The 21,986-nt window shown below is 37.7% G+C and carries 23 protein-coding genes; 18 read left to right on the forward strand and 5 right to left on the reverse strand.

The annotated features are described in order from the left end of the window. Positions 1 to 147 precede the first annotated feature (147 nt). Positions 148 to 1,179 (reverse strand): C40 family peptidase, encoded by a 1,032-nt coding sequence (locus FPQ10_RS01105; RefSeq protein ID WP_144158952.1) that lies wholly within the window; start codon positions 1,177 to 1,179, stop codon positions 148 to 150. Between the two features lie 148 nt (positions 1,180 to 1,327). Here FPQ10_RS01105 and FPQ10_RS01110 point away from each other — a divergent pair, with 148 nt between their 5' ends. The 11 genes from FPQ10_RS01110 to FPQ10_RS01160 all read left to right on the forward strand — a co-directional run bounded on the left by FPQ10_RS01110 (position 1,328) and on the right by FPQ10_RS01160 (position 7,273). Further along, positions 1,328 to 2,284 carry a thymidylate synthase gene (locus FPQ10_RS01110; RefSeq protein WP_144158955.1) on the forward strand — a complete coding sequence of 319 codons (957 nt, stop codon included), beginning with the start codon at positions 1,328 to 1,330 and terminating at the stop codon, positions 2,282 to 2,284. 14 nt (positions 2,285 to 2,298) lie between these two features. Continuing rightward, on the forward strand, positions 2,299 to 2,784 hold the full coding sequence (locus tag FPQ10_RS01115; RefSeq protein ID WP_144158958.1) for a dihydrofolate reductase: 486 nt from the start codon (positions 2,299 to 2,301) through the stop codon (positions 2,782 to 2,784). 93 nt (positions 2,785 to 2,877) lie between these two features. Beyond that, positions 2,878 to 3,042 carry a twin-arginine translocase TatA/TatE family subunit gene (gene tatA, locus FPQ10_RS01120; protein WP_144158961.1) on the forward strand — a complete coding sequence of 55 codons (165 nt, stop codon included), beginning with the start codon at positions 2,878 to 2,880 and terminating at the stop codon, positions 3,040 to 3,042. Between the two features lie 43 nt (positions 3,043 to 3,085). Continuing rightward, positions 3,086 to 3,286, forward strand: a complete 201-nt coding sequence (gene tatA, locus FPQ10_RS01125; protein WP_144158964.1) for a twin-arginine translocase TatA/TatE family subunit — start codon at positions 3,086 to 3,088, stop codon at positions 3,284 to 3,286. Positions 3,287 to 3,395: 109 nt separating this feature from the next. After that, positions 3,396 to 4,154, forward strand: coding sequence for a twin-arginine translocase subunit TatC (gene tatC / locus FPQ10_RS01130; RefSeq protein WP_144158966.1), 759 nt, complete (start codon positions 3,396 to 3,398; stop codon positions 4,152 to 4,154). Between the two features lie 15 nt (positions 4,155 to 4,169). Next, entirely contained in the window at positions 4,170 to 4,394 is a 225-nt protein-coding gene (locus FPQ10_RS01135) for a YozE family protein (protein ID WP_144158969.1), read from the forward strand. A 152-nt stretch (positions 4,395 to 4,546) separates the two neighbouring features. Continuing rightward, a complete protein-coding gene (locus tag FPQ10_RS01140) occupies positions 4,547 to 4,795 on the forward strand; it encodes a DUF2584 family protein (protein WP_144158971.1) in 249 nt (82 codons plus the stop codon). A 76-nt stretch (positions 4,796 to 4,871) separates the two neighbouring features. Further along, positions 4,872 to 5,537, forward strand: a complete 666-nt coding sequence (locus FPQ10_RS01145) for a uracil-DNA glycosylase (protein WP_144158974.1) — start codon at positions 4,872 to 4,874, stop codon at positions 5,535 to 5,537. Positions 5,538 to 5,605: 68 nt separating this feature from the next. Next, positions 5,606 to 6,055, forward strand: coding sequence for a VrrA/YqfQ family protein (gene vrrA, locus FPQ10_RS01150; RefSeq protein ID WP_144158977.1), 450 nt, complete (start codon positions 5,606 to 5,608; stop codon positions 6,053 to 6,055). 21 nt (positions 6,056 to 6,076) lie between these two features. After that, positions 6,077 to 7,027: a peptide-methionine (S)-S-oxide reductase MsrA gene (gene msrA, locus FPQ10_RS01155; RefSeq protein ID WP_144158980.1), complete on the forward strand. Its 951-nt coding sequence runs from the start codon at positions 6,077 to 6,079 to the stop codon at positions 7,025 to 7,027. A gap of 45 nt (positions 7,028 to 7,072) precedes the next feature. After that, on the forward strand, positions 7,073 to 7,273 hold the full coding sequence (locus tag FPQ10_RS01160) for a DUF6501 family protein (protein WP_144158984.1): 201 nt from the start codon (positions 7,073 to 7,075) through the stop codon (positions 7,271 to 7,273). 103 nt (positions 7,274 to 7,376) lie between these two features. Here the strand turns inward: FPQ10_RS01160 and FPQ10_RS01165 are convergent, their stop codons facing one another. Further along, on the reverse strand, positions 7,377 to 8,564 hold the full coding sequence (locus tag FPQ10_RS01165) for a M14 family metallopeptidase (RefSeq protein WP_144158987.1): 1,188 nt from the start codon (positions 8,562 to 8,564) through the stop codon (positions 7,377 to 7,379). Between the two features lie 254 nt (positions 8,565 to 8,818). Here FPQ10_RS01165 and FPQ10_RS01170 point away from each other — a divergent pair, with 254 nt between their 5' ends. The 4 genes from FPQ10_RS01170 to FPQ10_RS01185 all read left to right on the forward strand — a co-directional run bounded on the left by FPQ10_RS01170 (position 8,819) and on the right by FPQ10_RS01185 (position 15,916). Beyond that, positions 8,819 to 9,055 (forward strand): ferredoxin family protein, encoded by a 237-nt coding sequence (locus tag FPQ10_RS01170; RefSeq protein WP_144158990.1) that lies wholly within the window; start codon positions 8,819 to 8,821, stop codon positions 9,053 to 9,055. A 103-nt stretch (positions 9,056 to 9,158) separates the two neighbouring features. Beyond that, entirely contained in the window at positions 9,159 to 10,196 is a 1,038-nt protein-coding gene (locus tag FPQ10_RS01175; protein WP_144158993.1) for a GGDEF domain-containing protein, read from the forward strand. A gap of 48 nt (positions 10,197 to 10,244) precedes the next feature. Then, complete coding sequence (locus FPQ10_RS01180) at positions 10,245 to 13,826, forward strand: dynamin family protein (RefSeq protein ID WP_144158996.1); 3,582 nt, start codon at positions 10,245 to 10,247, stop codon at positions 13,824 to 13,826. Positions 13,827 to 13,927: 101 nt separating this feature from the next. Continuing rightward, the gene (locus tag FPQ10_RS01185) at positions 13,928 to 15,916 is read left to right on the forward strand and encodes a S9 family peptidase (RefSeq protein WP_144158998.1); all 1,989 of its coding nucleotides are present in this window, start codon (positions 13,928 to 13,930) and stop codon (positions 15,914 to 15,916) included. 276 nt (positions 15,917 to 16,192) lie between these two features. Here FPQ10_RS01185 and msrA (FPQ10_RS01190) read toward each other — a convergent pair whose 3' ends face one another. Together msrA (FPQ10_RS01190) and FPQ10_RS01195 are read right to left on the reverse strand one after the other, a co-directional pair. After that, positions 16,193 to 16,720: a peptide-methionine (S)-S-oxide reductase MsrA gene (gene msrA / locus FPQ10_RS01190; RefSeq protein WP_144159001.1), complete on the reverse strand. Its 528-nt coding sequence runs from the start codon at positions 16,718 to 16,720 to the stop codon at positions 16,193 to 16,195. A 100-nt stretch (positions 16,721 to 16,820) separates the two neighbouring features. After that, positions 16,821 to 16,967, reverse strand: a complete 147-nt coding sequence (locus FPQ10_RS01195) for a lmo0937 family membrane protein (protein WP_186278488.1) — start codon at positions 16,965 to 16,967, stop codon at positions 16,821 to 16,823. Positions 16,968 to 17,182: 215 nt separating this feature from the next. On the opposite strand from FPQ10_RS01195, the gene FPQ10_RS01200 reads away from it, so the two are divergent. Together FPQ10_RS01200 and FPQ10_RS01205 are read left to right on the forward strand one after the other, a co-directional pair. Continuing rightward, complete coding sequence (locus FPQ10_RS01200) at positions 17,183 to 17,413, forward strand: SCP2 sterol-binding domain-containing protein (protein ID WP_186278489.1); 231 nt, start codon at positions 17,183 to 17,185, stop codon at positions 17,411 to 17,413. Between the two features lie 52 nt (positions 17,414 to 17,465). Continuing rightward, positions 17,466 to 19,511, forward strand: a complete 2,046-nt coding sequence (locus tag FPQ10_RS01205; protein WP_186278490.1) for a penicillin-binding transpeptidase domain-containing protein — start codon at positions 17,466 to 17,468, stop codon at positions 19,509 to 19,511. A 51-nt stretch (positions 19,512 to 19,562) separates the two neighbouring features. On the opposite strand, the gene FPQ10_RS01210 is transcribed toward FPQ10_RS01205, so the two are convergent. Beyond that, a complete protein-coding gene (locus FPQ10_RS01210) occupies positions 19,563 to 20,480 on the reverse strand; it encodes a glycerophosphodiester phosphodiesterase family protein (RefSeq protein ID WP_144159013.1) in 918 nt (305 codons plus the stop codon). A 187-nt stretch (positions 20,481 to 20,667) separates the two neighbouring features. Between FPQ10_RS01210 and FPQ10_RS01215 the strand changes: the two genes are divergently transcribed. Further along, entirely contained in the window at positions 20,668 to 21,933 is a 1,266-nt protein-coding gene (locus FPQ10_RS01215) for a mechanosensitive ion channel (RefSeq protein WP_144159016.1), read from the forward strand. Positions 21,934 to 21,986: the final 53 nt, after the last annotated feature.

Consider the following 21,986-nt stretch of genomic DNA (forward strand, 5'->3'; position numbering starts at 1 on the left):
CACTTTCAGTATACTGAATAGTCAGTTTAGCGTCAAGCAATAACATCTTAGCCAGTGAACCAGCAGAACAAAAAGAATTGAGCAAGAATAGTATACACAAAAAAGGATCATCCGATTCACCCAGAGAATCGATGATCCTTTTTAATGTTAACGGACGGATTTTGCACCGATATATCGTGACTTCCAGTAGTTATTATCTAAATGACTAATGGTCACACCCGTTGACGCACCCGCATGAATAAACTTGCCATTACCAAGATAAATACCGGCGTGAGAAGGACCTGAGCGGTAGGTTTCAAAAAACACTAAATCACCGATACTTGGTTGATCCACCGATTTTGTCGAATTCCAAATGGAACTCACTGTTCTTGGCAGCGAAATGCCATGCTGATTATATACATATTGTAAGAATCCACTACAATCGAATCCAGTAGGCGTTTCTCCACCCCAAACATAAGGTGTTCCAATATGAGATTGAGCTGTTTTCATAACCGATGCGTGGCTCGCTTTGCTTGTTGTTTTAGTCTTCGTAACGGATTGTTCTTTAGGTTTCGTTGACGCTGATTGCGATTGTGTTACTTGTGAACGGTTGGTCGGACTATTGGAAGACTGCACTTGCTGGACAGTCGGTTCAGGTGTCTTCAATGTGTCCAAAGCCAGGTCGAATCCTTCAATATCTCCATAGCTTTCCAATGCGTTTTTTGTTTTTACACCAGCAATCCCGTCAATCGCAAAATCGTAATAGCCAAAGTAGCTTAGCGCGCGTTGAACATTTTTGACCCGATTGGATTGTTCACCATATGTTAATTTTTCAGCATAACGACGAATCGATTCATGGTAATGTTGTTCCATTTCATCTTCCAAGGCAATAATGGTTTCATCGTTCACTGCACCGCTGACTTCTAGTGAGTGTTCTGATTGAAAACTCTTCACAGCGTGTTCAGTTAGGATATTGTAATTGGGTGTATACTCACCTTGATAATGTCTAAGTACCTTTAATTTTCGTTGTAGTTCAACAACCGCTTGTTCATGGTCTCCATACTTCAATTGTTTAAGCTCTGATATTTGTTCTTTTGTTTGAGCGTCAACGGGTACATGAAGGATGAGGGGTGAACTGATGGCCAAACTACCTGCAACGGTTCCCAACAACATTGGTCTTCCTCTTTTTTTGCGTAACATCTTTTCATCACCCTTTGCACTTTGATATTAAAACTTTTATGAGTGGGCATGATTAATTATTCGGATTAAGACTATTTGTTATATGATTGTCATAATCGCTGAAAATTAGGTACAATATGAATAAGAAACAGATAGGGAGGCATAAGTGGTGAATAAAAATGAACACGCTTATTTAGATTTATGCAAGCAAGTAATGGAAAATGGCTCTGACCGAGATGATCGAACGAAAACAGGAACAAGGTCGATCTTTGGTTATCAAATGCGATTTGATTTAAATGAAAACTTTCCATTATTGACAACAAAAAAAGTGCCTCTCCGATTAATCGTCAGTGAATTACTCTGGTTCATCAAAGGTGATACAAATATTCGTTATTTATTGGAGCACAACAACAATATTTGGAACGAGTGGGCTTTTAAATCTTGGGTGGAAAGTGAAGAATATGACGGGCCTGACATGACCGATTTTGGTATTCGATCACAAAAAGATCCTGAATTTAAAAAGCAATACGAAAAGCAATTAGCGATTTTTAAAGAAAATATTCTTACTGACGATGAGTTCGCCAATCGTTTTGGCGAACTGGGAAATGTATATGGAAAACAGTGGCGAGATTGGCGTGGACCAGCCGATGAAACGGTTGACCAGCTAAAACAAGTCATTGAACAAATTAAACAAAATCCTTCGTCAAGAAGGTTAATTGTTTCTGCATGGAACCCGGTAGATGTTCCATCAATGGCTTTACCACCCTGCCACACATTATTCCAATTCTATGTAGAAAACGGGAAACTTTCCTGTCAGCTTTACCAAAGAAGTGGTGATGTTTTCCTTGGTATTCCATTCAATATTGCAAGTTATGCTTTATTGACTCATCTTGTCGCCCATGAATGTCAACTTGAAGTCGGTGAGTTTATCCATACGATTGGGGACGCTCATATTTACCATAATCATTTTGAGCAAATAAACACGTTACTTTCCCGAACACCTAAAACGGGGCCAACATTAACACTGAATAAAGACAAACAACATATTTTCGATTTTAATGTGGAAGATATTCAGATCGAGAACTATCATCCGCACCCACCAATTAAAGCACCTGTTGCGGTTTAAGGAGTGATGACAGCATGTATTCGTTAATGGTTGCATTTGATGAAAATCAAGTCATCGGTCATCAGAACGGAATGCCTTGGCATCTACCGAATGACCTAAAATATTTTAAAAAAGTGACTACAGGTAAACCCATCGTAATGGGACGGAAAACGTTTGAATCCATTGGAAGGCCCTTGCCGAATAGAGAGAATATTATCATGACCAGAGATGAAAAATATGAGCAGGAAGGTTGTACCGTCATTCATTCATGGGACGAGCTAGATCGCTTTAAATCTTATGATGAAATCATCATCATCGGTGGTTCGCAACTATTTGAAAAAGCGATTGATTTTGTCGACCGAATGTATGTCACAAAAATTCATGAAACATTTGAAGGGGACACTTATTTTCCTGAAGTCAATTGGAGTCAATGGGAGGAAGTATCCAGTCAAAAAGGTATTGTGGATGAGAAAAATAAATATGAGCATGTATTTTATGTTTACGAACGAGATAAAACGTGAATATTTTACAACAAATGAACCTTATGTTTGCAATATTTCTCCAAATCGGTGAAAATAAGAAGGTAACAGATGAAGAAATGGCAGGTGTGAGCCGTGCATGTAGGAATTCCAGGATTAATATTAATTCTATTAATTTTACTTGTTTTATTCGGGCCAAAAAAACTGCCCGAATTAGGTAAAGCATTTGGACAAACGTTCAAAGAATTCAAAAATTCATCAAAAAGTGAAAAAGAAGATGAAAAGGAAAATAATCGTTAAGTTCATTGAAATAAACTAACTTATTATCGTGAGGTGCATTTTTATGTCACTTGGAGGAATTGGTATTCCTGGCTTGATTTTGATTCTAATTGTTGCATTGTTGGTATTCGGACCTTCTAAGCTTCCTGAAGTCGGAAAGGCCTTTGGTAGCACGTTGAAAGAATTTAAAAAAGCAACAAACGATTTAGTGAATGATGACTCCTCTTCAAAAGATCAAAAAGATACGAATCAAAAAGATCAATAAATACGTTGGGAACTGAAAGGTGTAAGGACTCCCTTACATCTTCTTTTATTCTTAATACTTGTTTTATTCGTTCAAAAGAGTAAGCTTTGTCGTTAGAAGGGTGAAAGATATGGCAAAAAACACACAAACAATTCCAGAAGATATGCATTGGACAGGTCACCTAGGTGAGTTAAGAAAAAGATTGTTCATTTCTCTAGGTGTATTTATTGTCTTTTTTGGACTTGGATTTTATTTCGCAAAAGATATCTACTTTTACGTTGAAGGCGATGTACCTTTCCAGCTGACAATTTTGAGCCCTTTTGAAATTATTTGGGTCTACATTATGATTGCCACGATGGCAGGATTGATCATTACCTTGCCATTTCTAGGATTACAATTGTGGCTATTCATCAGCCCAGGATTAACGAAAAAGGAACGGAAAGTGAGTTTGTTATACATTCCCGCAATGTTTTTGTTGTTTGTATTGGGTCTTGGTTTTGGCTTCTTTTTCATTAAAGACTTAATTTTACATTTTCTTTTGGATTTAAGTGAGGGTGTTGTACAAGAAATGTACACAGCCAGAAATTATTTTAAATTCATCATGCAAACAACCATTCCTTTTGCGTTCTTTTTCGAAGTTCCATTAATTGCAATGTTTCTAACGAGTTTAGGTATTTTGGATCCAAAGGTAATGAAGAAAACAAGAAAGTACGCTTATTTAATTCTTGTTATTCTAGGAGCGATGTTATCTCCTCCAGACTTCGTATTACAATTACTCGTTGCTGGACCGTTAATTTTGTTATATGAAATAGCAATCTTTATGTCTGGTATCGTTTACCGAAGAAGAATGAGACACTTGAAATCATTGTATACAGATACTGATGAATAATGTAGGTGAGTTTAATTGAGAAGTTTTTATCATTTTGCCATGAGCTATCGAGGTATTCGAGATCGACATAATAATAAAAAAAGGCTCGCTGACTGGATGTTTCAAGAACATGACTTTCCAAAACAAACAACCAGTTATGCCGAGCTGACAGATTACCTTGAATTCAATAGTCCTTTTCCGGAGGCATTATCCATATTCGATGAATTATGGACGGAATACTTAAATTACGAAAATGACTAACCGAAAGCTGTACTCAGAGTCATAGATTTGACTAGTTGAGTGCAGCTTTCCTTTGTCTATAGCACAAATTGAGAATGTTCATGACAAATATCTTGAAACTTAACCTGTCTATCGTCTAGGATAATAGTAAGGAACAGAGGAGAGGTGAAAGGATGTCCAATCACTTTGTGATGCAATGGAAGATCGTTACGGAAGGTCAGGAACGTCGAATCTCTGAGGAAAACGATTTATTTGAAATAATTTTTGATGGATACCATATATTTCCGATGGAAGAACCAATTGATATCCAGCGGTCACTTGATTCAGACCAAATTGGCACTGCAAAAGTTGCTAAATTATCATTTTCTAAAGGTCTTACCATTTGCCAATATCAATTAATTTCACTATATAGCGTCAATTAATGACATAATCCTTTCATAATCATGTCGAATGTCTACGTTTCCTGCGCTTTCCCAGGAAATAATAAGGGGAAATACTATGCAAATAATTACCGATTGGAACGAAGAATTAGCGAATGAATTTAAACAGCCTTATTTTCAACAATTAATACAGGCAGTGCAGCATGCATATGAGAAAGAAACCGTTTTTCCAGCTAAACAGGATTTATTCCGTGCATTCAATGAAACACCTTTTAACCAAACGAAAGTGGTCATTATCGGACAAGATCCTTATCACGGCGTTAATCAAGCAAACGGATTAAGTTTCTCTGTCGCAAAAGGACAGACGATTCCACCATCATTACGGAACATTTTTAAAGAATTAAGTGACGATATGCAAATAAGCGAACCAAAACATGGCGACTTAACCGGTTGGGCAAACCAAGGTGTTCTGTTACTGAATTCAGTTTTGACCGTGCGAGATGGTGAGGCATTCTCTCACCAAAATCTAGGCTGGGAGCAGTTTACAGATCATGTCATTGAGAAAATTAGTAAGCAAAAAGAAAATGTGGTGTTTATTCTTTGGGGAAAACATGCACTAAAAAAAGGGCAAACCATTAATCCATTCAAACATCTGGTCATCCACTCTGCACATCCAAGCCCTCTATCCGCATATAGGGGCTTCTTTGGCAGCAAACCGTTCTCGAAAACGAATCAGTACTTAATCGAGAAAGGTAAAAATCCAATTGATTGGAGAATATCGTAAAATCGCCCATACGTGATAGCTGTCCTATTCGTAGACTATAAGTAGTAGTCTATGAGGAGGTTTTCTTTATGTATCCTTTTAATTTTTATCAACAGCCGCCGGCACAGAAGCCACCATTTTTGCAACAGGTACTCAATTACTTACCTGCGAAGGCACAGGATGTACCACCATACGCCATGCCACCCAATGCAGGCTTAGCACCGTATTCACAAACGAGTAGTCTCGTAAATTCAATTACGAAAGTCCATAAAGGTTTACAGGTTGTTCAGCAAGTTTTGCCCATTTGGAAACAATACGCACCACTAATAAAAAACGCACCGATGTTGATTGATATGGCTAAAATCATGTTAACTGAAGAGTCAGAGAATCAGGAAGAAGAGTCACTTACCGAAGACCAAGAGGATGAAGGCTCGATTCAAGCAGCTGATTCTGGTGATAAGCAGCTACAGAAACAACAAGATACAACCGATCATAAAAACGAAATTGATGGAATACCAGGACCTAAACTATATATTTAGCCATTCAGAAAGGAGCTTATTATGGAACAACAATTAAAAAAAGCAACATTCGCGGGAGGATGCTTCTGGTGTATGGTCGAACCATTTGACCGAAGACCAGGAATAGAGAAGATTGTTTCTGGCTATACAGGTGGATCTGTTGAAAATCCTACCTATCAAGAGGTATGTTCGGAAACGACAGGTCACCTGGAAGCAGTACAAATCACATACAATCCAAACATTTTTCCTTATGATGAGTTGTTGGAGATTTATTGGCAACAAATTGATCCAACTGATGCAGAGGGTCAGTTTGCCGACCGCGGGGAGTCCTATAAACCAGCTATTTTTTACCATGATGATGAACAAAAGCAATTAGCCGAACAATCGAAACAGAAAATGGAGGAGAGCAATAAATTCGACCAACCCATTGTTGTAGAAATTCGTCCGGCAGAAACGTTCTATGAAGCTGAAGAAGAACACCAAGATTATTACAAAAAAAATTCTTTTCATTACCAACTGTATAAAAAAGGATCAGGAAGAAAGCAATTTATTGAAAACACTTGGAAAGACCAAGATAAAGAGGACCTTCGCAATCGTCTGAATGAAATGCAATATATTGTCACACAAGAAAATGGCACTGAACCACCCTACCAAAACGAATATTGGGATCATGAAGAAGAAGGGATTTATGTAGACATCGTGAGTGGAGAACCACTATTCTCTTCAAATGAGAAGTATGATGCGAATTGCGGGTGGCCAAGCTTCACTAAACCAATTGCTCCATTGAACGAAGAACTCGATACATCATTCGGTATGCGGAGAGTGGAAGTTCGTAGTGGACATGCTGATTCACATCTTGGCCACGTATTCAATGACGGACCACAAGATCAAGGTGGCATGAGATATTGCATCAATTCTGCAGCACTGCGATTCATCCCAAAAGAGGACTTAGAAAAAGAAGGTTACGGGAAGTACAAGCAATTATTTGAGTAAAATCTAAGAATTAATCATACGTTTGATTAAAAGGTGGAGTAGTCGATGATTCATAAAACATGGAATGAAAATAAAACATTAAAAGAAATTAAGTGTGTCAATACGGATGCAGAAAAGTTCACCGTCACAGACTGTCTTACAGTCGGAAAGACTTATCAAGTGAAGAATGAAACGGAAGAATTTTATTTTGTGATTGATGATACCGGTAAAATGGGCGGATTCTACAAAAACTATTTTGAAGAATAAGTATTATAAAGTAGAGTCAATTTCATAATTGTTCTTTTTAAAATGATTAAAGAGAGTTACACCTTTACTATAGTCATTGAGAGGTGTACTCTCTTTTTTGTGTTTAAATATAATAATTGGCCAGGAAAATACCCAACATTTCTTCATAAAGAACATCAAACTGACTAATTGGGAGTGGGTTCACACCTTTACCTAATTCAATAGTGAAGCCTGGTCTTCGGAACTCTTGAATAAACCAATCTTTATAGCCTGCATGACTGTCGACATAACGGATCGGTGTATATGAACTGACTTGTTGATACTCCAATGCAATCTGTTCCGCTTCAGGTGGTTCAAGACCCTCATATCCCCAATAAATAACCTCACCTTGTGTATGAAGTGCTAGAACGCGGTCAAATTGCTCTTCAAATGCAAGATTATATAAAGCCAATGCTTCTGGTTCCGTCAACGGGCCAAACCCAGGGAAATTACGTGGTTGGGGTGTTTTGGGTTTTCTTTGTTGCTCAATCGTCCACCCTGCAGGATATTGATTATTCAAATCGACCCCTCTGATATTCGCCTTCCACGAGCGAAAATCTGTGCTACCGTTATTGATTTCAATTACCTGTTCACGAATTTCCTGATCGCTCGGTAATTGTCCATTCACTAAATCAACACTATCGGGATTGACTAAGGGAACAACTGAAAGCCGAACCTCTCTAAAAAATGAACTCATATCAATTCCACGAATGGGATCTTGATTAACCATTGAATATGCATAATTCTCTATAAAAGCCATAATAACATTCGTCGTAATCGACTCATTCGCATGGAATGAACCATTTATATGAACGAGCTTATCTCCTGTCCCGATATGCAGCTCATAAATTGGTTTTCCCAAGACGGATTCTCCAATTGTTCGAAGTTCCATAAAAGGATAGCGAGAGATAAGTAACATCAATTCATCTTCCACGCGTTCGGACGTATATGGCTTACGTACATTCGTGATTCGTTGTTCTGTTATTCGAGGTATTTCCAACGTTTGGCCGATTTCAAGCCTTGTCGGTTCAACTTGGTTAATCAGTAATAATTGCTCTATAGGTACATCGTAAGTCGTCCCTAATTGATAAAGCGTATCACCCGATTGAATCCGATGAGAAACCGTTTCATAACCAGGTATTTTTATAACTTGGCCTGGAATCAACTGATCGGGTTCCAAGAAACGATTGGATTTCAATAATAGATCCAATGAAATGCCGAACGTCCGAGAAAGATCGTAAAACGTCATTCCCGGTTGAACAATAATTTCCAAAGCTTATCCCTCCAAATGTCTGATCGAATGATGGTAGACTGTTTAGCTGTGAAGCGTATTAGCATGAGTTTTTGCCGTGAAAAGACAGGTTTATAAATAGCCAATGAACTGGTATAGAATATGCAACCGATGTAGGACTGTTGCAAGTTTGGCGAAAAGTACATATAATTTTCATGGGAGAGGGTTTATTTCTGCTTGGTGGTTGTTTAAAATAATGATAGGATAAAGATATACATGAATAAGGAGGAATTATTGTGGCATTTGTCATTACATCACCGTGTAAAGATGAAAAAGCGGGTGAATGCGTCGAAGTATGTCCTGTAGATTGTATTGAAGAAGGTAAGGACATGTTCTATATAGATCCTGATATTTGTATCGACTGTGGGGCTTGTGAAGCAGTTTGCCCAGTTGAAGCCATTTATCATGAGGATGAGGTTCCTGCGGAAGAAACTGAATACATCGAGTTAAACAGAAGGTTCTTCCAAGAATAGTAAGCCAATGAACCAAAGTAAGAGGCTGGATGTTTATTCAGCCTCTTTTTAGTGTATAAATTCTGCAAGAAATTTTCGACAAAACATATATAGGGGAATCCATATGATCTACACAGATAATTTTCGAAAATCAGAGCACTATTTTTCAATTGTCCGTTGGTTGATTTTTATCGGAGTGGTTTTTCTTGTTTATTTTTCAACTTATCTGGACTACCTAAAAACTCACGAAGATCTATTTTTATACTTTATTGGATTCGCCTTCATTTACACCGTAGTCATTCAAATCATTTTGTGGATTAAACCGTTATTTCATCAGTATTATCGTGTTTTTGCTCTTATATCAATTGGCATGGACCTGGTCGCCATTTTATGGTTAATTTTCATCACCGGTGGCGTCAACAGTCTGTTTGCTCCTTTTTTATTGCTCGTCATCATCCACGGACTCATTTATTGGCGTCTCGTTGGCTTCATAATCATATTTGCATTCATCTCCATAGGGTACACAGGTATATGGGTTTTTCAAGAACAATATACTGACGAATGGCATCTATGGGTGTATGGTTTTTATATGACTTTTCTCTTATTAGTGGGTATTTCGTTATTCATCGTTACAAAACAACGGAAACCTGAACCACTTGAAATCCGTTATTTTGATGACGCTGTTGTTAAAGATCCATTAACAGGTTTGTATAATCACAGATCTTTTCACAATACGACTGAAAAACTCGTGCAGAACGAACGGAAATTCGCTCTTGTGTTAATGGATATTGATGACTTTAATGAAATCAATCAGAAATATGGTTATATCATTGGCGACCATGTCCTTACAGCATTGGGTCATACACTTAGGAATTCCATATCACGTAATGACGGTTATTGTTTTCGCTATCGCGGCGAAGACTTCGCCGTGCTTGCATTTTCAACTGATTTGCATGAGATCCAGAAAGCAATTACTTTCTGGAACAATGACTTCAACACGAACTTGGATTCCATTATAGAGCTTGAGGATGAATGGATTACACTCAGTTACGGCATAGCTTTCCATAGAAAAGACGAGTCGAAGGAAGAACTTCTGAACCGAGCAACTAACCATTTACGTCTTGCTAAAGAGAAAGGTAAGAACCAAATCGTTCATGATTGAATGCTGAAATCAATGTAGAAATACTACAAGACTAGGGAGATCGAGAAAATGAGCAAGCAAGTAAAGAATAAACCGAATTGGATTAACTTCGATCCATTGATGAATTTATTATCAAAAAGTGACCACCATCAACTCAGTGATAAAGTGATCGACTTATATGAAAAGTGGCAAAAAAAAGAAGTGACCATTGGGTTTACTGGCCATTTTTCAGCCGGTAAATCTTCAATGATCAATGCGTTGTTAGGTGAAACGATTTTACCTTCCAGTCCAATTCCTACGAGTGCGAATATTGTAGAGATCAGGGCAGGGAAAGATAAAGCGATTTATCAATTAAACGATGGCAGTTATACAGAAGACGACCATGTTGATGAGCAACGAATAAAGCAACTTTCTAAAAATGGGGAAGTCGTGCAAGCAGTTCAAATCTATAAGCAAAACGATTTTTTGCATCATCAAGTAACGATAATGGACACACCGGGAATTGACTCTTCAGACGATGCAGAATTTGATCGTACGTTAAATCAAATCCATTTAATTGATTTATTTGTTTACGTTATGGATTATAATCACGTTTTATCTGAGGTCAATTTTCGATTTCTAAAAGAATTACAGCGACGAGAAGTTCCATTCATCATTGTCATTAACCAAATTGATAAGCATCGTGAGAAAGAATTGCTGTTTGATTCTTATAAACAACGTTTACGCGTCAGTTATGAAGAATGGGACTTATATCCAGATGCTATGTTTTTCACCTCATTGAAGGATTCAGATTCCCCATTGAACCAATTCAATTTGTTCAAAAAAACTTTACAAAAACGGATGGAAGAGCTACCGAATCAATTGGATTCAAAAATCAAACGGGAACTGGACTTGGTTATTGAAAAATGGGAGAGCGACCAAACAGGCAATACAGGTCAAGAGCAATTGTTGAACCGGCTAGAGTTGATTGAAGAACAAAAAGAAAACATTCAGCAAAAAATTGGCTCTGTTAAACAATCGCTTCAGCAAGAATTGGGTGCCATTTTATCCAATGCGTATTTAATGACCTTTGAAACACGTGAGTTGGCAAAGGAATTTTTAACTTCACAACAACAAAATTTTAAAGTTGGTAGTCTTTTTACCAAGAAAAAAACAGAGGCAGCAAAACAAGAACGAATGACTAATTTCCTCCAACAATTAAATAGCCGAATTCAATCGGAAATGGTTTGGGCTGTGCGTTCTCATTTAGAAGAGCATGTTCGAGAAATGACCAATGAAAAAGAACTTTTACAACAAGTTCAAACGGTCTCTTTTCAAGCAGATAAAGAATTAATACAAAACAACGTAAATCCTTCTGCTCAGGTGACTGGTGATTATGTATTGATTTATACAAAATCATTACATCAATCCATTCAATCGAAGTTGATCCAAGAAATCTATCCGCTAATCGAAGCCATTAGCGATAAAAAGTCCATCGAATTAAAGCGTCAATTAGATGAGCTTGTCAAAGAAGAAGAAGCGATTCGGTCAGAGACCAACCAAGACTTCGCTGAAGAAATCAAACAAGTCATCCATCGATTGCGAAATCAAATGTTTAATCCTGCAGATGCACAGCAAATCAATCAGGAAATAGAACGTTCTTGGCAAGATAAGTCAATTCAACGAAAAAAGAAGAGTCTTGAGCAACTGATTCAAGCAGCAGATGAAAAAGAAAAAGATGAATCAATCACAAATGCTGACCCTTTTATGAAAGAAATCTCGGATCAATCATTAGATTACACACAGATTGAATCGGATGCTGAATTAGTCATCCGTCAAGCTGAACAATTACCGATCGTTGACCAACTGACGACTAAATTAAAAGCTCGCTATAAGCAAGTTCAAGAAAAAGAGTATACGGTTGCATTATTCGGAGCTTTCAGTGCAGGTAAATCATCGTTCGCCAATGTATTGCTCGGGAATCCATTATTGCCGGTTTCACCAAATCCGACAACCGCTGCAATCAATAAAATTAGACCTGTATCGGAAGAAAATGAGCATGGAAAAGTTATCGTACGGTTTAAATCGGATGAAATGCTTCAAGAGCAATTACAGTTAATTCTTGAACCATATACACGAAAGAAATTCACTAGCATTCCAGAAATTACAAAATACTTAAAAAAAGAATGGAATACATTAAGAGCTTACTTCGAACGGACGGAAGCTTCCTTTATTGATGCATTTTTGCAAGGAATTCAACAAGCTAAGACATGGCTCAGTCAAACAAAAGTAGAGACATTGAATACGTTTTCGGACTATGTGACGAAAGAACACATTTCTTGTTTCGTCAACGAAGTAGAAATTTTTTATGATTGTGCGTTAACACAAGAAGGGATCACTCTTGTGGACACGCCTGGAGCTGATTCGATCCATGCACGACATACGAACGTTTCACTTCAATACATTAAGCAAGCCGATGTTATTTTATATGTAAATTATTATAACCATGCTTTTTCACGTGCTGACCGTGAATTTTTAAGACAATTAGGTAGACTGAGCGAAACCATAACCGCTGGAAAAATGTTCTTTGTCTTAAATGCCGCCGATTTAGCTGATTCCGACCAAGAATTAGATGATGTGAAAGGTTATTTGCAAGCACAGCTAAAACAATACGGAATCCGCCAGCCAGCGATTTTTCCTATCTCCAGTAAAGAGCTTTTGACTGAACAACCAGCAGATCTCGCTATCAAACAGTTAGATCAGCTTCAAACCGTGTTTTATCAATTCATGGACTTAGGCGCGAAAGGAATTGTCTTTCAAAACCTGATTGGAGAGCTGAATCATTTAGAACAATTTATTGCAGGAACGATCCATGAAGCGAGCTTGAACGAAGAAGAAAAACAAGAAAAACTGTCGAAAGAGCTAGAAGAAAGAAACAAACTTGAAACGAAACTACGCAGTTTTGATGTTGGTGTATTAGAAAATCAGCTCACGCAAGAAGCAACTGAATTGACACACTATTTAGCAGAACGAATCGATATTCAGTCAATTGAATGGCTGAAGGCAACGATCAATCCAGCAGTTATCCAATCAAACGGCAAAAAAGGAAAAGAAGAGCTTGCGAATGCATTACAACAAACCGTCCAATCCATTCAACACAAGCTCTCAAAAGAATGGTATGAGATTGATTTATTATTGGATGATCAAATGAATCGAATCAAAAATCAACTGATTGATGAATTCAATGAATTCATTGAAGAAAGCTTTCCACAAGAAAAGCTATTTTTTGAAACAGAGGATTATACGGGGACAGAGCTGCCAGCTTTCTCGTTCCAAATGACGGATGATGAACAAAAACACTTCTTAAAATACTTTAAAAATAAAAAGGACTTTTTTGAAGAAAACACGCGGAGCGAACTGTTCGAAGAAATCACTCGGTGGATCGGTAACAAGAAAACAGATGTCATTAAACAATTTAACGATACATTGCACACTTCCTTTGTGAAGAAGTTACACACAACTAAAGATGCGTTGATGGATGAGATCTTGGCGAATATCGATTTAGAACGGAAACACAAACAATTGATTTTTGAAAGTAAAGAAGTCATCTCATCACTAGAACAGCTTCAGATAAAGCTGAATGAAATTCTTGCCGAACATCAGGTGAAATAATTTATAATCGACAAAAATTATCTTTTAATTTATAATAATCTTAATCTATCAAAGCTAGTAGAGATCATTCTACTAGCTTTTCACTTTCTAGGGGGGTACATATGGCTGAGAAAAAACTTATGCAAGCAGATGATCTGTTTCATATTTCGTCGATTTCCGATCCACGATTTTCACCAGACGGAAGTGAAGCACTCTTCATCCGAACAGAAATGGATAAAGAGAAGAATACGTATGTTTCAAACTTATATCATTGGGATCGAGCGACAAATAAAACAGGTGCTTGGACCCATGGTAAAGACAGAGTATCCGGTATCCAGTGGGCACCAAATGGAGAAGAATTTCTATTTTTATCAACTAGAAATGAGAAAAACCAAGTATTTTTGATGTCCAAGAATGGCGGGGAAGCGAAGCAGATCACCGACGAAGAAAAAGGTGTAAATAACGCGATCTTTTCTCCAGACGGAAAAAAAGTAATCTATCATGTTTCTGCAGACAAAGAAGAATATAAAAACGATGATGAAAAGGCGGAAGAAAAAGATGAAAAAGATCTTCCAAAGCCTAAAGTCATTGAACGGATGAAATATAAAGCAGATAGTGTTGGATTATTAGAAGAGAGCTTTCAACAGGTCAAACTAGTTAACCTTGAAGACGAAAAAGTTGAGACCTTATTAAGTGGCAAGCAAAATTTCAATGTCCTGGATTGGATACCTAATGGGCAATCTTTCTTCTATGTAACTGATGAAGAAGTCGATCAAGACTTTAATTTTAATATGAATCTTTATCGGTATGATCTGGACAGCAAGCAATCCAGTTTAATCGAAACAGAGGATGGATATGTATCAGGTTTACGGGTTTCCCCAGACGGAAAACAATTGTTATTTGTTGAAATGGGAAGAACCTATGAAAATGCAACCCATACAGAGTTATATCATTATGACCTTGAAACAGGGATTAAAACGTGCTTGACAGAAGGGTTAGACGCACCTGTTGGAGATTTTGTCGTGGCTGATATTCAACAGCAACCCGTCTTACAATTGGTAGTCTGGGCTAGCAATCGTGATTTTTATTTCCCAGTTTCGACACAAGGAAATATCGTTCTTTATTATGGAAATGTCGATGGTGAATTGTACCCAGCATTACAAGATGACTTTCATATCTATGGTTTTGATGTGAATGGCGAAAACCAACAAGCATTGTTGACGATCAGTACCCCGACAAGTCCAAGCGAGCTTTATTCCTTGGATATTCCATCGGGTGAGTTAACGCAAGTCACTCATTTCCATCAATCCTTTTTGGAAAATACGGAAGTAGTTAAACCTGAAGCCATATCTTATACAAGTAAAGATGATTGGACAGTTCATGGGTGGTTTATGAAGCCGGCTGGCTACGAAGAAGGAAAGAAATACCCGATGATCGTGAATATTCACGGTGGGCCACACGCTTTTTACGCCAATACATTCTTTCATGAAATGCAATTATTGGCTGCAAAAGGCTATGCTGTTCTCTATGTTAACCCGCGCGGCAGTCACAGTTATAGCCAAGAATTCGTCGATGCGGTAAGAGGCGATTATGGAAATGGTGATTATGAAGATATCATGAACGGTGTTGACTATATTACAAATCGATACGATTGGATTGATCAAGAACGATTAGGAGTGACTGGAGGCAGTTATGGTGGTTTCATGACAAACTGGATTGTTGGTCATACAAATCGCTTTAAAGCTGCTGTTACACAGCGAAGTATTTCCAACTGGATTAGTTTCCGTGGCGTCAGTGATATCGGTTACTATTTCAGCGATTGGCAAATCCAAGCGGAATTTTCGGATGTAGAAAAGTTATGGAAGCACTCACCGATTGCTTATGTCGACAAAATGGAAACTCCTTTATTGATTATTCATAACGAAAATGATTTTCGCTGTCCAATCGAACAAGCGGAACAGTTGTTCGTTGCATTAAAATATCGTCAGCAAAAAACGAAGTTCGTTCGTTTCCCTGAAGCTGATCACAACTTATCACGAACAGGAAAACCAAACCTCCGTCTGGAACGGTTAAATCACATTGTTGGTTGGTTTGATGAACATTTAGCGTAAGTCATTCAATAGAGGCTGGGACAAATAACATTTAGTTAAAGAAAAATCCAAACTACTATTCATAAATATCGAATCGGTTCGGATTTTCTATTAGCGTAGGAAAAACACGAAGACTCCTGCGGGATGAAAAGCCTAGGTGAGACCCCGCAGTACGATAGTACGAGGAGGCTCAACAGCGCCCGCGGAAAGCGTAGTGTTTTTCTGAAGCGGTGGATGACGATTCAAATATATCGTTCGTATTAAAGAGTGAATTTTAGTTATGTCCCAGCCTCTTTTTTAATTCCAATTTTGGTCGATAAATTCATCTCGACCCGATTTTTCTCGATCTTTCAAATAATATTCCTCATTTTTTTTATAAAAGTCTTGATGTTCATCTTCTGCAGGATAAAAGGTAGAGGCTTTTAAAATTTCTGTGACAATCGGTTGGCTAAAACGACCGGATTGCTCCAGCTCACGTTTCGATTGTTCAGCCAACCGTTTTTGTTGCTCGTTCTGGTAAAATATCGCAGTCCGATACTGTGGTCCACGGTCATGAAACTGACCACCTGGGTCCGTCGGATCAATTTGTTTCCAGTAGAGGTCCAAAATAAATTCATAAGAAACTTTACTTGGATCAAAGACAATCTCTACCGCTTCATAATGACCTGAATTTCCTTCTTTCACTTGTTCATATGTAGGATTTGTTACATGTCCACCTGTGTAGCCGGAAGTAACAGAATAAACACCATCCCATTGATCAAATGGCTTTACCATACACCAAAAACATCCGCCTGCAAACACGGCTTTTTCTTTATGTTCAGTCAATGCACTACACCCCTTTCACAATACACTGAATTATAACAGTTGAAGGGCTTTTGCAAAATAAAAAAGCCTTGAGTGTTGATGCACACCCAAGACTCATCAGTCATAATTTTCTTTTTCCCGTAATCAATTGGAAGACAAATACAATTCCTGCGACGATCAATAATAAGTGAATGAGTCCCCCAGCGATGTCCAATATAAAACCAATTAACCAGATCGCGAGTATAATCCCTATAATCCACCAGAGCATTTTCTTCACCTCTTCATTTTTCTATTTATTAGTAACGTACCCATGCGACACGGTATTCAAACTTCAGTTCTATCGAAACGTTGAATATTTGTTATAATGAAATAAGTAATAAATAATAGGGGATGATGAGATGAGAGAGACTTTACAAAAATTAGTTGATAAAATGAATGAAGATCCAAGTGGATTAGATCATTTGTCGGCTACTTACAATTTATTTGAGTGAAGGAGAACAATACTCCATTGAATTTTTTGACCAAGGTGTGGAATTGAGTGAAGAAGCAACCGATCATGCTAAATGTAGCTTGCGTTTGAAAAAAGAAAACTTACATAAGTTGATCGATGGGCAATTGAATGCCACCTCTGCTTTTATGATGGGGAAAATTAAAGTAGATGGAAACATTGGTCTCGCGTTAAAACTACAGAATGTGCTAAACAACTATCGTTAATCATTAAAATTTGAAGCTAATGAATTTGATTAGAGAAGCTAGGAGGTCAATAATGAAAAAAGCGGTTGTTTTATTTCTGGCGACAGTTTTATTTTTGACTGCGTGTTCAGAAGAGGAGACACAATATCCGAATCCAAACGATACAGCTGATGAATACATGGAACAATGGATGGAACATGACTTTGAAACGTTATATGAAAACTATTTGAGCGAGGAAACAAAATCAACTTTTTCTCATGAGGATTTTGTAGAACGTTATAATCATTTATATGAAGCTCTTTCTGTAGATCAAGTTTCCATTGAGCGTAAAGAGCCGGTAGAAGAGCTGAAAAATGAGGATCTCGAGACGATGACGGAATATGAGGTACCTATTCAAATCTCATTTAATACATTAGCTGGTGAAATTCAATATGAAAATACATTACAGTTAACACGCCCGTTGAATGAAAATGAAGAAAAAGAAGAAGAAAATGAAGAAGATCGCTGGTTTGTTGAATGGGATACAACTTTCATCATGCCTGGAATGCAAGCAGAAGATGAGGTGCGATATCAAACAACACTGGCATCACGGGGAGAGATTTTAGACCGAAATGGCAACCACATCGCAGCGAATGGTGAAGTATATGAAGTAGGAATAACACCTATGGACTTCAATGAAAATGCACTTTCAGAATTAGCGAATATCTTAAAAGTTTCACCAGAATCCATTAAAGAAAAGTATACACAAAGCTGGGTCGATGAAGATCATTTCGTACCCGTCAAGAAATTCATGTTAGACGATAAAGACATCGTTCAGAATGCTGTATCAATAGGAGGCGTATCCTCCCGAGTTGAGGTTGACCGAATATACCCATATAAAGATGTGTTAGGGCACTTAACAGGTTACATTGGCCAAGTAACAGCTGAAGACTTGGAAGAGCTTGAAGGAAAAGGATATTCATCAAGTGATGTTGTAGGGAAAAGAGGACTTGAACAGTTATATGAAGACCAACTACGGGGGATTAATGGTATTGAGCTTTATATAGAAAAGCCGGATGGCTCCAAAACACCTGTAGTTGAACAAGAGGCAAAAGATGGTGAAGATATAAAGATTACCATTGATGCTGAACTTCAATCGAAATTATACTCCGTTTTAGAAGGAGAGAAGGGAACTGCTACAACCATCGATCCTGAGACTGGAGAAGTAACGAGTTTAGTTAGTTTGCCTAGTTTTGACCCTAATTTATTCGTTCACGGAATCACCGATGAACAATATAGCCAGTTATCTGAAAATCCTGATCAACCATTAATTAATCGTTTCTCTTCTACTTATTCACCTGGTTCAACAATGAAGCTTCTAACGACGGTTGCGGGATTAAATGCAGGTACACTTGATCCAAATGAAGCATTGGAGATCGAAGGGAAACGCTGGCAAAAAGATGACTCATGGGGTGATTTCAAAGTAACCCGTGTCAGTACGAATCATACCAATGTTGACTTAGAAACAGGCTTCAAGCATTCTGATAATATTTACTTTGCGATGCAAGGATTAAAAATGGGTGGCGAAACATTCCAAGAAGAATTAGAAGCCTTAGGATTTGCAGAATCCATTCCATTCGCATATCCAATGGCTACATCTCAAGTATCTAACAGTGGAGAATTCAGCTCTGAAGGTCAATTAGCTGATTCAGCTTACGGTCAAGGAGAAGTTTTAATCAATATCGTTCATCTGTCATCCATGTATGGCGGAATTGCAAACGATGGAAACATCCAGAAACCATTATTGCTCGCATCAGAATCTCCAGAGGTGTGGCTGAGCGAAATCACTACGGGTGAGAACGTAGAACGATTACAAAACTTATTGCGAAAAGTTGTAACGGAAGGGACAGCAACATCTGCCGAAATCGAAGGAAGAGCGATTGCTGGAAAAACAGGAACAGCTGAGTTAAAAGCTAGTCATGAGGATGAAAATGATGAGCAGAATGGTCTATTCATTTCTTATGATCAAAATCAACCCGATTTCGTGTTAGGAATTCTTTTGGAAGGTGTGCAGAATCAAGGCGGCAGTGGATATGCTGTTAAGAAAGCGAAAATGTTTTATGAAAAAATGAGTCAATAATAGTAAAAGACTGCATGGAGGCGGATCACTTCCATGCAGTCTTTTTTGTTGTCAGTAACCTAATTGGTTTAATAATTCAATCAATAGATCAGGTCGATCGGTAATAATGCCATCAGCCCCGTTTTCGATCAATCTTCGCATATCATCCGGATCATTAATCGTCCAATAGTGAAGGTTCATGCCAATTCGTTCAGCACCTTCAACAATAGATTTTGTCGTTAAATCAAAGCCGCTTTCTGATTGAGGAATTTGCAGTGCTTCTACTTGAGGGCGATAGAAATTCTTTAAAAAGAATTTGTTCAAGATGACAAATTTCGTCACTTCACCTCTGCCGCCTGATGTAACTACTCCAGGACCTGCTTGACTTCGAAATTGATCGACTACTTCTTGATCAAATGATCCAATGAGTACTTTCTCTCTCATTCCATAAGTATCAATTAAGTGAACCAACTGATTGATGAGCGGGTCGATCTTCTCACTTGGATTTGTATTTTTAATTTCCAATATGAACCGCATATCAGGAAAATGTTGAAATAATTCTTCGATGGTAACCAATTGAATCCCTTGATTTCGATAAGGATGTTTACCGTTCTTCTCGAAATAATAGCCTGCATCTAATTGCTTCAACTCATCTAAGTTGAAATCAACAACCTTACCACTACCATCTGTCGTCCGGTCGACGGTCGGATCATGAATGGCGATTAAATAACCATCCTTGGATATATGGATATCCGTTTCTATTGCATCCACACCAAGTTCCTTTGCATGTTCAAAAGCAACCATTGTGTTTGAAGGTCTTAAATGCTCCCCACCCTGATGTGCAACAACCAATGGCTTGTCTCCATTTTCGAAAAAAGGATGAGCTTCTACGTGGTGAACCGGTAATATATTTAAGAATATGTAGATTGCACCTAAAATCAGTAACAGCGTACGTAATGCTCTAAATGGATTTCGCTTTCTTTTTCTCAAGTTAAAGGCCTCCTTTTCTTTTGAAATTATATCATTCTATTAAATCTATAAAAGGTGATTTTTATACCTTTAAAAAATTACCTTCTACTTAATTATGTGTTTAATAGCGGGACCAAATGTTTAGTCGGGTTTATGATAGGTAATATGTTTATTGAGTCATTATTTAATGATAAAGGAGAGTGGAGAAATGAATAACATTAGCGATTCTTTTCAATCAATGTTAACTCAATTGATCCAAGCCATTCCGAATGTCATTTATGCATTACTACTTCTTTTATTAGCTTGGATTATTGCCAAGGGTGTCAAAGCACTCATCACAAAGGGCTTTGTAAAGATGGGCTTCCATAAAGCTCTTAGCAAAGCACCGATTATTCAAAATAAAGAGCAAGGCGAAGATATTCTAAGTATAATCGGCAACATTGTTTACTACCTCATATTCATCCTATTCTTACCTTCAATTCTTAATGCATTAGGGATGAATTCCGTATCTGAACCGATTACCAACATGATGGACCGGATGCTATCGTTTATTCCAAACTTGATCGCAGCGGCAATCATCCTCGTTTTAGGTGTATTTATTGCCAGACTCATTAAAGATTTGGTATTTAAATTCCTACAAAGTTTACACATCGATAGTTGGTATCAAAAGCTAAATCCAGATTCAGCGGGTGAGGCACCTAATCAATACGCTTTATCCAATGTTTTGGCAAACATTGTTTACGTTTTCGTATTGATTCCAGTTATCACGATGGCTTTGGATGCATTAAACATCCAATCGATAACAGAACCGGTAACAGCTGTTCTAAATAGTGTTCTGAATATGATTCCGAACATTTTCGTTGCAATCATACTAGCCGTATTAGGCTATTACATTGCAAAATTCGTCGGCAACTTACTATTCAGTGTACTCAAAGGTGCTGGTATCGATCGAATTTATCGAGCTGTTGGGTTGAGTGAAAGTGAAGAGCCATCCTTTGATTTGTCGAAAGTAATCACCAATGTGGTTAAATTCATCATTATCTTATTCTTTACTGTCGAGGCGTTAAATGTCTTACAGTTAGAGGTATTGAATAACATTGGTAGTGCCATTCTTGAATACCTACCATTATTAGTAAGTGCTTTATTGATCTTAGGTATTGGATTCTTCTTGGCGAACCTCTTGGATAAATGGATTCGTCGATACACTGGAAGCAAAGCATCTGCAACGATCATCAAATATGTGATCATTGTATTTGCAGTATTTATGACACTTGATCAGTTGAAATTCGCAACTTCCATTGTGAATCTAGGTTTCCTATTGATTCTTGGCGGTCTCATGACAGCCTTTGCGATTTCCTTTGGTATTGGCGGTAGAGAATTTGCCAAAAATCAATTAAGCAAAGCTGAAAAGAAAATGAATAAGAAAACACAACAAAATCAGCCTGGTTCCAATGATGAACCACCAACTTTATAAACGTGAAATGCCGTCCACATGACCCAACAGGGTAGTGGACGGCATTTTTTTAA

Origin of the sequence: Allobacillus sp. SKP2-8, assembly GCF_007559355.1 — a bacterium.
In the GTDB taxonomy this organism is placed as follows: domain Bacteria; phylum Bacillota; class Bacilli; order Bacillales; family Alkalibacillaceae; genus Allobacillus; species Allobacillus halotolerans.